Source organism: Mesorhizobium sp. L103C119B0 (assembly GCF_000502235.1).
GTDB lineage: Bacteria > Pseudomonadota > Alphaproteobacteria > Rhizobiales > Rhizobiaceae > Mesorhizobium.
Genome location: NZ_AYXE01000003.1, coordinates 350,340 through 364,027, shown reverse-complemented (window position 1 = coordinate 364,027; position 13,688 = coordinate 350,340). Strand labels below are relative to the sequence as shown.

Sequence of the window (13,688 nt, the reverse complement as noted above, 5' to 3'; positions counted from 1 at the left end):
ATGGAACGTGTGATCGGGTCAAAGCTCCTCCGGAGATGGACCGCAGCGTCCCGAAAAGGAGTAACGGCCCGGCTCGGAATCAGGAACTCCTCCAGCACCGGTGCGTTGACCAGCAAGCCGGGACGAGTTCCCGGCCTCCGCGGGTGGCGGGCAAGCCGCCGCCGAACCCGAACTTCTGCACAATGAAAGGTAAGGCCATGGGCTTCTTTTCGAAGGACATCAAGACACTCGACGATCTCTTCGTGCACACGCTGCGCGACATCTATTACGCCGAAAAGCAGATCGAGAAAGCGCTGCCGAAGATGATCGGCAAGGCAACCGATCCGCAATTGAAGGCCGGATTCGAAAAACACCTCGAGCAGACCAAAGGCCATATCGAGCGCGTCGAACAGGTGTTCGAATTGCATGGCGTCAAGGCCAAGGAGGTCAACTGCCCGGCGATAGACGGCATTCTGGAGGAAGCCGACGATGTGAGCGGCGACGTCGACGACAAGGAGGTTCTAGACGCGGCGCTGATAGCGTCGGCGCAGGCGGTCGAACACTATGAGATGACCAGATATGGCACGCTCATCGCCTGGGCCAAGCAGCTTGGCCGCAGTGACTGCGCCAACGTATTGGCCAAGAACCTGAAGGAAGAGCAGGCGACCGATCGCAAGCTCACCGAAATGGCGGAAAGCAAGATCAACATGCAGGCTGCCGAGTAGACCGTCCCAGGTCATGATGAGATTGGTTGAAATCTCATCATGACCTAACCCTGTTGGAGCATGATTTTTCCAAAACCGGCACCAGTGCTGCGTTGAGTCGATCTCCATCGTTGTCCACGGAACTTTCATGACGGGCGAATCTGCCATCTCTCGCGATCTGCCGACGAGTGTAAAATCGTCTTTCGGCGTGGCGTTGAGCACGGCGCCGATGGAAGCAAAGGCTGCCGACACCTTGCCGGCCGATGCTGGCCGATGGCAATACGAACCCAAATGGGACGGGTTCCGCTGCCTGGCCTTTAAAGCCGGCGCGGCCGTGGAGTTGCGTGCAAAATCCGGCAAGCCGTTAGGGCGGTATTTCCCGGAAGTCGTCGCGATGTTGCATGAACTGAAAACAAAAGAGTTCGTGGTCGATGGTGAGATCGTCATCGAAATTGCAGGCGCTCTTTCTTTCGACGCCTTGCAGATGCGGCTGCATCCGGCGGAAAGCAGGATCCGGAAACTGTCGGTCGCGACGCCGGCAAAGCTGATCCTCTTTGACATGTTGGCGACCTCCGAGGGCGCCTTGATGCAGCAGCCGCTCTCGATTCGGCGCGCTGCACTCGAACTGTTCGTAAAGTCGGCCGGGCGAAAGGATCTCGAACTGTCTCGGGCAACGCGTGATTTGGCGGCGGCAGGCAGATGGCTTGGCCAATCCGGACAAGGTTCGACCGACGGGGTCGTTGCCAAGCTTCTCGATGACGAATATCGACCCGGCGAGCGCGCCATGATCAAAGTCAAGCGCCTGCGCACGGCCGATTGTGTCGTCGGAGGGTTCCGCTACCTGGCGAATTCGCGTGAAGTCGGCTCCCTGTTGCTCGGCCTGTACAATGACCAGGGGCAACTCGACCACGTCGGGTTCACTTCGACGATCGCCCGGGAGGACAGGGCCAAGCTTACGCGACAACTTGAAGCTTTGCGATCGGCTCCTGGCTTTACGGGAAAAGCGCCGGGCGGTCCCAGTCGGTGGAGCACGGAAAGAAGCGGACAATGGGAGCCATTGCGGCCCGAACTGGTGGCGGAGGTGCGGTTCGATCATGTCACCGGCGATCGTTTCCGTCATGGCACCAAATTTCTGCGATGGCGTCCTGACAAAAGCCCGAAGCAATGCACGTTCGAACAGATACTTGGAAAATGAGGCTTGGCGAGGCGTCGATAGGTCCACACCATCGAGACCAAATCCGTCAAGCATTCGGCGCAGCCAAATCCAGTCGCATTTCACTGGCGATCTTGAACCCGGCGGCGAGATAAACGCCTTTGCAGGAGGATGCCGGACCAAACTCGTTGTTCAGTCTGTCACCACGCCTCGCTTTGGCGGATCACGGTTCTCGTCCGGATTAGGAACTGGCACTTCGTCGGGAAGAAGATCCGGCTCAGGCTCGCGTATGTCCGGCGTCCACGTCGGCGCATCCACTGGCGGCTCTTCGGTTGGCTCTGGTTTGGGGGGCACATCTATTCTCCGGGTTTCGCTTGGGCGTGGGGTTCGGCCCGCCACCGGTCGCGCGTCGCCGCGTCTGGAGGCGAAAGGGTCTTTTTCACACCCCATGTATTTTTACCGATGGCCAGCGGTCCTGGGGCTTGTCGGCGCCCGATCAGAGTCCTGCGTTCCGGCTCCTTTGAGCGCAATGTTGGCATCCGCTGCCTCTGGCTCTTTGAGGACTGCCCTGTCGACGTTCTTGATCTCGGCCATAAGGCATCGTCCTTGGTGGCCAACGGGCAACCGCGAGAATTGTTCCGAGCTATTAAGGGCGGCTGGAGCTGCTGTGCGGACCTTCTGGCTGGGCAGTTATCAACTATGCTGTCTTGCGTTTCGGTGAGGCTCTCTTTGTGGATCTCGCCAGCCCTTCCTGTTTGAGGCTCTTCTTCAGCACCTCAGCGAGGTTGATGACATTCTCCTGTGGCCTTGGTGCGGGCTTCGGCAGCTTCTTGCCTTTGCGCTTTGCATCGATCATGGCGATCAGCGCGTCTTCATAGGTGTCTTCAAATTTCGAGGGATCGAAGGTCGTCACTTTTTTGTCAATAAGCATGCCGGCGATTTCGAGCAGATCGGCGTCGTATTTCTGCTTGGCCAATCCATCGAACACAGTGCTTTCCGAAACCATTTCGTTGTGGTTGCGAAGCTCGGTCATCACCATGCCCTTGCCATAGGGCTGAATCAGCACTTCGCGGCCGCGCTGGTAGAGCACCACGCAGGATCGAGCGGCCACGCCCTTGTTCTTCATGGCATCGCGGATCACTCCGTATGCTTCGATTGCGGCGCCGTCGGCCGGGATCAGATAGTAGGGCTTCTCGAGATAGCGCGTATCGATATCGTCAATCGATACGAATTCGCCGACTTCGAGCGTGTGCTTCGACGTCAGCTTCAACGCCTTTATGTCGTCAGGTTCGATCTGGAGAAATTCGTCTTTTTCGATCTCGAAACCCTTCACCTGATCCGCTGCATCCACCAGCTTTCCGGTCTCCTCGTCGGCGTAGACGCTCCTGACCGGCAGACCGTCCTTGCGGTTCAAAATCTTGAAATGGATCTTGGATGCTTCGCTGGTTGCGCCGACAATCTTCACGCCGCAAGTAACCGAACCAACCTTCAAGAAGCCCTTCCAGGCAGCACGTGGCGCGGCCATTTTGCGCTTATCCCGTTTCCAGCTAGGGCAACGCGTTTCCGTTCGAATTGTTCCTGCGGCGGGGGCTCGGTGCACGTCAATGTCCGGCGGGGAAGTCCTGTCGGTCTCGACAGCCGGGCCGGCGCCCTGCATCCGCAGGAACCGAAAGCGCACCATGAACATTGTCAGACACAGGCAGGAGAGTGTCATGCAAGTCGTTCGGACCGAAGTGGTGAATGCCAGGGCGCCAGACGGGCAGTCGGTTCGCCGGGTGATATTTTGCGGCGAGGGCGGCGACTGCGTTACGGTGGACATGGCAAACGTCGGGATACAAGCTGAAGATGACGTGCTTGCCCGCGCAAAGGCAATCCTGGTCCAGACAGCGACCTTTGATCTCGCAGCCAATGAATATGACGCGAGCAGCAACGGCAATTTCGACCAGGTCGAGATAACCTCTGCAAGCGACGGCGCCGGCGACGTATATGTCTTTGAGTATCGCGATGGCGAAACCAGCCGACGCATACCGCCGTCGAGGATGGCGAGCCTTGAGGCGGCCCGGTCCGAAGCTATCCGCTGCGCAATCGATCTTCTCGCCGACCTGCAGCCTGGCACGGACGCTCTGTCCGGCTGGCTTGTGAGGGTATCCAACGAAAACGGTGAATTGCTTTACACTGTTGATGTGGCTGAGGCCGATGCAGCGCGGCAGGCAGGCCAGTAACCCAACCCGACGGAATCCACCAGTGGCCGCCCAAGGACTGATTCACGGACCAATAGGCGACGATGGCCTGCATCTGTGCGTCGACATGCAGCGCCTGTTTGCGCCGGGTGGACCTTGGCCCGTGCCGTGGGCTGAAAAGGTGGTCCCGGCGATCGAAGAACTGGTCGCCAGACATGCCAGCCGTACCCTGTTCACGCGCTTCATTCCTGCCGCCCGCCCGGGCGAGGCGCCGGGAATGTGGGCAAACTACTATCGTCGGTGGGCGGAGGTAACCCTTTCCAACATCGATCCGCGCCTGATCGAGCTGATGCCTCAACTTGCACGATTTGTACCGCCGGCGACGGTGGTCGACAAACACGTCTATTCGCCCTGGACCGAGGGGCGGCTCGACGCGCTGCTGAGTGGCTCCGGCGTGCGTGCGCTCGTGATCACCGGTGGCGAAACCGACGTTTGCGTTCTCGCGACCGTGCTTGGCGCCATCGATCGTGGCTTCCGCGTCATTCTCGTCACCGATGCCATCTGCAGCTCTGCCGACCAGACCCATGACGCACTGATGGAAGTCTACCATTCCCGCTTCAGTGAGCAGATTGAGGCGGCCAGCATGGCGGAGGTGTTGGAGTGTTGGCCACAACTCACTCGCTGATCTGGGGGGCTTCAAGTGAAAGGGCCGACAATCGTCATTCTGGTCGGGTGGACTGTTTCAGTTGGCGGACGGCACTACAGTGAACCGGAAAACGTATATGAACTGCACGATTGCCTGATCTGGTCGCTCGCGTGAATCAGTGTCTGGAAGCGTACAAAGCCTTGCAGAGCTATCGACAGCGCGGCCAACCGTCATAGAATGAACAGGATACAGCGCCGAAGAATAGATGTCGGCCTTTAGCAATCTTTGCGAGACATCCGGCGCCTCTGCCGTCGGCCCTACGCTGGGAGGGTGATGTGCTGAAAAGCGAAGTCATTGACCTTGAAACCTATAGCGCAGTCTACGCTGGCTATCGCGGACATTATCTCGACGGCGTTTGCGGTCGATGAAATCCGCGCAAGGTTTCCTGAGTGTCGCTGCGACGACGAGGAATTGGTCGGGCTTATGGTCCATGCCATGTCCGGCAAGAAAATTGCCGTGAGCTTCGACCACCGGGTGGAACCGGTCAGGCGGCGTGCTGCGCTGCCGATCGCTTCGGAGAGCAAAGGACTGCGATAATTGGACCACCATAGGTCCGTTGCGATTTTGGAAGACGAGGCGTTTATCGCGCTCGAACGAATAGCTACGTTGCTTGACGCCCGAAACATCCCCTTTGTCGTCCATTCGGCAAGCTACGCCAATTCGGGTTTTCACGATCCGATTTTCCTTCAAGGGACATGGGTCGCAAAGCCTGCCTCGCCTTCCGAGTTGCGCAACGCAATTCATGCCTCTCTGGCAATGGCAAACGGCTATGACGTGTCGTGGTCGGCTGAAGCACGATAAATCCACAACCGCATCATGAAAATCCGGCGTTCAAACCAAGGCGCAACCGTCGGCCTGGAATTCACGGCACGATGGAACAAAATTGAAGATGCCGCGTTTGGGGTCTTGCGGCGCGATCCACCATTGGCCGCGGGGGCAACTTTATCCGTATAAATCCATAGGGCTGGGAGTGGCGCTGTGACCGTGCAGGCATCCAAGAAGCAATTGGACCGTCGAAGCATCCTGAATTCTCTGAAAGCCTTCCGGCGCGGCGATTTCTCCGTCCGCATCGACAATGTTTATGAAGGCCTCGATTCCGAGATAGCTGAGACTTTCAATGAGATCGCTGACCTCAACGACCAAGTGACGCGCGAGTTCGAGCGCTTGAGCCGGGTCGTCGGCAAGGAAGGGCGGATAGGCGAGCGCGGCCGGGTTCGCAATGCCACCGGCAGTTGGGAATCCAGTGTCCGTTCAGTCAATGATCTCATCGAAGACATGGTTCAGCCAACGGCTGAGGTTGCGCGCGTTATCGGCGCCGTCGCCAAGGGTGACCTGTCGCAGACCATGATGGTCGAAATTGACGGCCGACCGCTGCGCGGCGAATTCCTGCGCATCGGCAAGATCGTCAACACCATGGTCGGCCAGTTGGCCTCTTTCGCCTCCGAGGTGACGCGCGTGGCGCGCGAGGTCGGTACGGAAGGCAAGCTCGGCGGCCAGGCCCGGGTCAAGGGCGTCGCCGGCACGTGGAAAGATCTGACCGACAACGTCAACGCGATGGCCACGAACCTTACCGGGCAAGTGCGCAACATCGCGGAGGTTACGACCGCCGTCGCGTCGGGCGACCTGTCGAAGAAGATCACAGTCGATGTGAAGGGCGAAATCCTAGAACTGAAGAACACCATCAACACGATGGTGGACCAGCTCAATTCCTTCGCTTCGGAAGTGACGCGCGTGGCGCGCGAGGTCGGCACTGAAGGCAAGCTTGGCGGCCAGGCGCGCGTTGAGGGTGTTGGTGGTACGTGGAAGGATCTGACCGACAATGTGAATTCCATGGCCGAGAACCTGACTGGCCAGGTGCGCAACATCGCCGAAGTGACGACCGCGGTGGCTTTGGGCGACCTGTCGAAGAAGATTACGGTGGACGTGAAGGGCGAGATTCTCGAGCTGAAATCCACGATAAACACGATGGTGGACCAGCTGAATTCATTCGCGGGCGAGGTCACGCGCGTGGCACGCGAGGTTGGCACCGAAGGCAAGCTTGGCGGCCAGGCGCAGGTGCGCGGCGTCGCCGGCACCTGGAAGGACCTCACCGACAACGTCAACTCGATGGCCGAGAACCTGACCGGTCAGGTGCGCAATATCGCCGAGGTGACGACGGCGGTCGCGTCGGGCGATCTGTCCAAGAAGATCACGGTCGCCGTGCAAGGCGAAATCCTGGAACTCAAGGACACCATCAACACGATGGTCGACCAACTGAACTCCTTTGCCTCNCGTGCAAGGCGAAATCCTGGAACTCAAGGACACCATCAACACGATGGTCGACCAACTGAACTCCTTTGCCTCGGAAGTGACGCGCGTGGCACGCGAGGTCGGCACCGAAGGCAAGCTGGGCGGCCAGGCAGAGGTGAGGGGCGTCGGCGGCACATGGAAGGATTTGACCGACAACGTCAATCTCATGGCCGCCAACCTGACTGGCCAGGTTCGAAACATCGCAGAAGTCACCACCGCCGTGGCGCGCGGCGACCTGTCGAAGAAGATCACCGTCGACGTCAAAGGCGAGATCCTGGAGCTCAAGGACACCGTCAACACGATGGTCGACCAACTGAACTCCTTTGCCTCTGAGGTCACGCGTGTGGCCCGCGAAGTGGGATCGGAAGNTCAACACGATGGTCGACCAACTGAACTCCTTTGCCTCTGAGGTCACGCGTGTGGCCCGCGAAGTGGGATCGGAAGGCAAGCTTGGTGGCCAGGCGCATGTCGAAGGCGTCGGTGGCACCTGGAAGGATCTGACCGACAACGTCAACGCCATGGCCGGCAATTTGACAGTGCAGTTGCGTGACGTGTCGAAGGTGGCAACGGCCATTGCGACCGGCGACTTGACCCAGAAGATCACCGTCGACGCGCTGGGCGAGATCTTGCAGATCAAGGACGTCATCAACACGATGGTCGACCAGCTCAATTCCTTCGCTTCGGAAGTGACGCGTGTGGCGCGCGAGGTCGGCTCCGACGGCAAGCTTGGCGGCCAGGCCCAGGTGCGCGGCATAGGCGGCACGTGGAAGGATCTGACCGAAAACGTCAACGCCATGGCGGCCAACCTGACCGGCCAGGTGCGCAACATCGCCGAGGTGACCACCGCCGTGGCGCTCGGGGACCTTTCGAAGAAGATCACCGTCGATGTCCGCGGCGAGATCCTGGAGTTGAAGGACACCATCAACACAATGGTGGACCAGCTCAATTCCTTCGCTTCGGAAGTCACGCGCGTGGCACGCGAGGTCGGCACGGAAGGCAAGTTGGGAGGCCAGGCGCAGGTGCGCGGCGTTGCCGGCACGTGGAAGGATCTCACAGACAATGTGAACTCGATGGCCGAGAATCTGACCGGCCAAGTGCGCAACATCGCCGAAGTCACGACCGCCGTGGCGCGCGGCGACCTGTCGAAGAAGATCACCGTCGATGTGAAGGGCGAAATCCTGGAGCTCAAGTCGACCATCAACACCATGGTGGACCAGTTGAACTCCTTCGCCGGCGAGGTCACCCGAGTCGCGCGTGAGGTTGGCACCGAGGGCAAGCTTGGTGGCCAGGCGCGCGTCGAAGGTGTTGCCGGTACCTGGAAGGACCTGACCGACAACGTCAACCTGATGGCGACGAACTTGACCAATCAGGTGCGTGGCATCGCCGATGTCGTGACGGCGGTCGCGCAAGGCAATCTCAGGCGCAAACTGACGGTCGACGCGAAGGGAGAGATCGCCCTGCTGGCCGACACCATCAACGGCATGATCGAGACGCTTGCCACCTTTGCCGACCAGGTGACCAACGTCGCCCGTGAGGTGGGCATCGAGGGTAAGCTCGGTGGTCAGGCGCGTGTGCCAGGTGCCGCCGGCCTCTGGCGCGACCTCACCGACAATGTCAATCAACTCGCTGCCAATCTGACCACCCAGGTGCGTGCAATCGCCGAGGTTTCGACGGCGGTGACCAAGGGCGATCTTACCCGTTCGATCAGCGTCGAAGCCTCCGGCGAGGTCGCCGCGCTGAAAGACAACATCAACGAAATGATCCGCAATCTGAAGGATCAGACGCTGAAGAATGCCGAGCAGGACTGGTTGAAGACCAATCTCGCCCGGTTTTCGCGCATGCTGCAAGGCGAGCGCGACCTTGCCACCGTCTCGCGGCTCATCATGTCCGAACTCGCTCCTCTGGTGAACGCCCAGTATGGGGTGTTCTACGTCACCAATCGCGACGAGGAGGAATCCTATCTTGAGCTGGCGGCTTCCTATGGCGCCGAGAGCAAAGCTGCCATCAAGCAGCGGCTTGATCTGCGAGAGGGCCTGGTTGGGCAAAGTGCCGCCGACAAGCGCGCCATCATGCTGGACAATGTGCCGCCAGAATTCCTTCGGGTCACGTCAGGTCTTGGCAGCGCCTCGCCCGCCAATGTCATCATCCTGCCTGCCCTGTTCGAGGATGAAGTCAAAGCCGTCATCGAGCTCGCCTCGTTCGGCGAGTTTCGTGACACACACCAGTCGTTCCTCAACCAGCTCATGGAATCCGTCGGCATCGTTCTCAACACCATCGCTGCGACGATGCGCACGGAGGGCCTGCTCAAGCAGTCGCAACTGCTGACGTCGGAATTGCAAGCGCGTCAAACCGAGCTGACAAAAAAGCAGGAAGAGCTGCATGCGACGAACGAGGAGCTGCAGGAAAAGGCGCAGCTGCTCGAGAACGAAAAGAAGCAGGTCGAAAACAAGAATCTCGAAATCGAGATGGCGCGACGCGCGCTGGAGGAGAAAGCCGAGCAACTGGCGCTCACGTCGAAATACAAATCCGAATTCCTGGCCAATATGAGCCACGAACTGCGCACGCCGCTCAATTCGCTGCTCATTTTGTCAAACCTGCTGGCGACCAACCAGCACGGCAACCTCAACGAAAAACAGGTAGAGTTCGCCCGCACCATCAATTCGGCAGGAACCGATCTTCTCAGCCTCATCAACGATATCCTCGATCTGTCGAAGATCGAGTCGGGCACTGTTTCCATCGACATCAACGATATGCCGGTGACGCATCTTCGCCAGCATATGGAACGAACTTTTCGTCAGCTGGCAGCCGACAAGGGACTTGGCTTCACCATCAAGGTCGATCCGGCGCTTCCCGACACGGTCCGCACAGATGAGAAACGCTTGCAGCAGATTGTCCTCAACCTGCTTTCCAACGCATTCAAATTCACCTCGGAAGGCGAGGTCAGCCTGAACTTCCGGGTTGAAAAGGCCGGCCGCCGCAATGGCGCGACGCAGCCGGTGAAGGCTCTCGCGATCGCCGTCACCGACACCGGCATTGGCATTCCAGAAGACAAACAGAAGCTGATTTTCGAGGCCTTCCAGCAGGCCGACGGCACCACCAGCCGCAAGTATGGCGGCACCGGCCTTGGGCTCTCGATCAGCCGCGAGATCGCTCGCTTGCTTGGCGGCGAATTGCGGGTCGAAAGCACGCCGGGCAAGGGGTCGACATTTACCCTCATCATCCCGTTCGACGGCCCCCGCGTGACGACAGTACAGTCGACCCTGGCTCCGGCGGCGGAGGCGGTTACTGCGACAGCTCTGCTCAGCAGTCCGGCCTCGGCAGAGCTGATCGACGACCGCGATTCAATCCTACCCACCGATCGGATCGTGTTGATCGTCGAAGACGATCCGACCTTTGGCGGGTTGCTGCTTGGCCTCGCCCGGTCGGCCGGGCTGAAAGGCGTTCTGTCGACTGCAGGTTCCGGCACGCTGGCATTGGCCCGCAAGCTCGTTCCCGACGCAATCACACTTGATCTCGGACTTTCGGATATCGATGGCTGGGTGCTTTTCGATCTGCTGCGGCATGACCAGAAGACGAGGGGAATTCCCATCCATGTCATCTCGGGTGCCGAAGACATCGACAGTCTCGCACGCAAGGGGGCGTCCAGCATTTCCACCAAGCCCGTTTCCTCGGACGAGCTGATGAAGGTGTTTCAGGATATCCACTCGAAGAAGCTCCGCGTTCAGCGCCGCGTTCTGGTCGTGGACCCTGACCCGGAGCGGCGTCTGGCGCTGGTCGAGGCAATCCGCGACGGCGTAACGTCGGTCACCGCGATCGGTCGTGTTGCGGCAAATGCAGAAGACGTTGGCCTCGCCTCCTATGATGCCGTCGTGCTCGGCTTTGGACGCTCCGCCAAGGACAACGCAAAGGCGCTGGACGAGATCACGGGCCAATTCGGCGAAGCCTTGCCGCAGCTGCTGTTCTTTACGCCTCACCCGGACGCGCTTGAACAGGTACTGGCATTGAACCCGGCCTTGGCGGAAGCACCGCGGGCGGAGAACTTCGCTCAATTGGCGCTGCATATTTCGGCAACGCTGCCGGGAGAAGGTCGCCAAGAGGCCTGGGCAGGAACTGAACACAACGGCAAGTCCGATCTCGCCGGGGCGAAAGTTCTCATCGTCGACGACGACATTCGCAATATCTATTCGCTCACCAGTGTTCTGGAGACCTATGACATACAGGTTCTGCATGCCGAGCGGGGCCGTGATGGCATCGCGCTTCTTGAACAGGCGCCCGATGTCGACGTGGCATTGATCGATATCATGATGCCGGAGATGGACGGCTACGAGACGATGCGGCGGATTCGCGGCACACCGGCGATTGCTCATATCCCGCTGATTTCCGTCACCGCAAAGGCGATGAAGGGGGATCGGCAAAAATGTCTGGATGCCGGGGCTTCCGACTACATCGCCAAACCCGTCGACCTGGATCTCCTGCTGGCACTGCTTCGTGTCTGGATCGGGCGTGCCCGATCCCGTGTCGAGAGCCCGGAAAAACTTCTCCTGGCAGCGAACTGACGGCCGTTCGATGCAAAAGCTGGCAAGAAACAGGGTAAGGAAACTTGAGGTGGCAGCTCTTGCCGAAGGGCCGGCAAGAGCCCGCATCCTGGCGGTGGACGACGATGAGCGCAATCTGCTGGCGATCAGCGAAGTGCTCGCGACTGTCGGAGAGGTCATCTGCGCCCAATCGGGCGAAGAGGCTCTGCGCTTTCTGCTGAAAGAGGAGTTCGCCGTCATTCTCCTGGATGTCCTCATGCCAGGGTTGGACGGGTATGAAACGGCCGCACTTATCCGCCAGCGCGAGCAATCCAAGCGCACCCCAATCATCTTCTTGACCGCCATCAACAAGGAGGATGCGCATATGCTGCGCGGCTATGATGCCGGCGCGGTCGACTATGTGTTCAAGCCATTCGATCCGATCATGCTGCGTTCGAAAGTCGCGGTTTTCGTCGAACTCCACGAGAAGACGCTCGAGATCCAGCGCAAGGCGGAGGTCGAGCAGGGACTATTGGCGCAGGCGTTGCAGGCGCACAAGGACAAGCTTCAGGCCGAACGCGCGCTGCGCAGCGCCGAGCAACGGCAGGACGCCATCCTGAATTCGTTGCCGGTCTGCTTTCATGCTCGGGCAGCCGAGCCGCCCTTTGCGGCGCGCTTTGTTACGGAGGGCGTCGAGCGCTTGACCGGCTTTGCGCCTGAATACCTGACATCGGATCCAGAGTTCGGTCTCAGCCGCGTTCATCCCGACGATCTGCCGCGATTGAGGGAAGCGCTGCTGGCGGCAAAAACCACCGGCTCCTATACGTGCGAGTTCCGCTGGCAATGCGCCAATGGCGAGTATCGCATCTTTCTCGACCAGGGGGTGATGTCGGACGGCTCAGATGGCCGTGAACCGGAAATCATCGGCACATTGCTTGACATCACCGAGCGGCGCGGTCTTGAGGATCAGCTGCTTCAATCCCAGCGCATCGACGCTATCGGCAAGCTAACCGGCGGCCTGGCGCATGATTTCAACAACCTGCTCGCCGCAATTCTCAGTGGGTTGGGGCTGCTTGAACGCCGGGCCACGTTGGATGATCAGGCGCAACAGGTACTCGACCTGACGCGGCGTTCTGCAAAACAAGGCGCTGACCTTGTCGCGCGAATGCTGGCATTCTCGCGGCGCCAGACCCTGACGCCGGAAGCGGTGCGCCTTGCTGCGCTGGGCGACACGATGAACGGATTGGTGGCGCCCGTGCTGGGGGGGTTGATCCGTTTCGACTGGCAGATCGATGACACGATCTGGCCGGTGCATGTCGATGCAGGCCAACTTGAATTGGCCTTGATGAATCTGGTTTTCAACGCGCGTGACGCCATGCCCTCTGGCGGGACAATAACCGTGCATGCGCAGAATCGATCGATCGGGACGCAAACAGAGGATATTCCGCCGGGCGACTATGTCTTGATCGCCGTGAAGGACACTGGATCCGGCATACCCCCCGATCTTGTCGCCAAGGTCGTCGAACCGTTCTTCACCACCAAGCCGGTCGGTAAGGGAACGGGCCTCGGCCTCAGCACGGTCTACGGCTTCATGAAGCAGTCAGGCGGGACACTTCGCATAGAAAGCGTCGTCAATCGCGGAACTGCCATGCAACTCTGGCTGCCACGATCAACCGAACAGCCGGTCGATCCTGTGGTGGAACCCGACATTGAACGAGCGTTCGCCGATGCCGGGATGGAGCACCCATCAATCCTCCTGATCGACGACAGCCATGTTTTGCGGCAATTGACCGCCGAGTCCCTTCGCCAGCGTGGTTTCGAGGTGACCTGCGCGGGAGGAGGGGCGGAGGCGCTGGCCATGATGGAGCGCACTCCCAACCAGTTCGACGTCATTATCACCGACTTCGCCATGCCACTCGTATCCGGCGTCGACGTGATCCGCTTCGCGCGCAATTTGCGCTCGGACTGGCCAGCGGTCATGATCACGGGCTATGCCGATGCCCGGGAGATTGCCGATCGGCCGGCCGACGTGCCCTTGCTCGGCAAGCCCTTCCGCGACGAGGATCTGTTCGAAGCGATTTTCCTCGCGATAGAGAATGCGGCCCCCCAAAGGATCAAAACCGGCTAGCGCTTAGGGATTGTCGCGGTCTGGCCACGTCGGCA

7 protein-coding genes and 1 pseudogene are annotated in these 13,688 nt (G+C 59.7%); 6 read left to right on the top strand and 2 right to left on the bottom strand.

Annotated features, from left to right (window positions below):
- Positions 1-197 precede the first annotated feature (197 nt).
- Both X728_RS159975 and X728_RS159980 read left to right on the top strand, forming a co-directional pair.
- The gene (locus X728_RS159975) at positions 198-704 is read left to right on the top strand and encodes a ferritin-like domain-containing protein (protein WP_023668075.1); all 507 of its coding nucleotides are present in this window, start codon (positions 198-200) and stop codon (positions 702-704) included.
- 127 nt (positions 705-831) lie between these two features.
- The gene (locus tag X728_RS159980; RefSeq protein ID WP_050589852.1) at positions 832-1,878 is read left to right on the top strand and encodes an ATP-dependent DNA ligase; all 1,047 of its coding nucleotides are present in this window, start codon (positions 832-834) and stop codon (positions 1,876-1,878) included.
- Between the two features lie 655 nt (positions 1,879-2,533).
- Here X728_RS159980 and X728_RS159985 read toward each other — a convergent pair.
- On the bottom strand, positions 2,534-3,361 hold the full coding sequence (locus X728_RS159985) for a Ku protein (RefSeq protein WP_023830851.1): 828 nt from the start codon (positions 3,359-3,361) through the stop codon (positions 2,534-2,536).
- Between the two features lie 154 nt (positions 3,362-3,515).
- On the opposite strand from X728_RS159985, the gene X728_RS0134365 reads away from it, so the two are divergent.
- Both X728_RS0134365 and X728_RS159990 read left to right on the top strand, forming a co-directional pair.
- Positions 3,516-4,058 (top strand): hypothetical protein, encoded by a 543-nt coding sequence (locus X728_RS0134365; protein WP_023700055.1) that lies wholly within the window; start codon positions 3,516-3,518, stop codon positions 4,056-4,058.
- A 22-nt stretch (positions 4,059-4,080) separates the two neighbouring features.
- A complete protein-coding gene (locus X728_RS159990) occupies positions 4,081-4,701 on the top strand; it encodes an isochorismatase family cysteine hydrolase (protein WP_023687850.1) in 621 nt (206 codons plus the stop codon).
- A 312-nt stretch (positions 4,702-5,013) separates the two neighbouring features.
- Here the strand turns inward: X728_RS159990 and X728_RS1000000170115 are convergent, their stop codons facing one another.
- On the bottom strand, positions 5,014-5,394 hold the full coding sequence (locus tag X728_RS1000000170115; RefSeq protein WP_155923925.1) for a hypothetical protein: 381 nt from the start codon (positions 5,392-5,394) through the stop codon (positions 5,014-5,016).
- Between the two features lie 312 nt (positions 5,395-5,706).
- Between X728_RS1000000170115 and X728_RS01000000166380 the strand changes: the two are divergent.
- Together X728_RS01000000166380 and X728_RS159995 are read left to right on the top strand one after the other, a co-directional pair.
- A pseudogene (locus X728_RS01000000166380) lies at positions 5,707-11,567 on the top strand (HAMP domain-containing protein).
- A gap of 94 nt (positions 11,568-11,661) precedes the next feature.
- Positions 11,662-13,653, top strand: coding sequence for a response regulator (locus tag X728_RS159995; protein ID WP_245266073.1), 1,992 nt, complete (start codon positions 11,662-11,664; stop codon positions 13,651-13,653).
- Positions 13,654-13,688 lie beyond the last annotated feature (35 nt).

Excerpts from the sequence above, each read along its gene's own strand:
- X728_RS159980 (WP_050589852.1), top strand. The coding sequence starts at position 832 with ATGACGGGCGAATCTGCCATCTCTCGCGATCTGCCGACGAGTGTAAAA.
- X728_RS0134365 (WP_023700055.1), top strand. The coding sequence starts at position 3,516 with ATGAACATTGTCAGACACAGGCAGGAGAGTGTCATGCAAGTCGTTCGG.
- X728_RS159975 (WP_023668075.1), top strand. The coding sequence starts at position 198 with ATGGGCTTCTTTTCGAAGGACATCAAGACACTCGACGATCTCTTCGTG.
- X728_RS159985 (WP_023830851.1), bottom strand. The coding sequence starts at position 3,361 with ATGGCCGCGCCACGTGCTGCCTGGAAGGGCTTCTTGAAGGTTGGTTCG.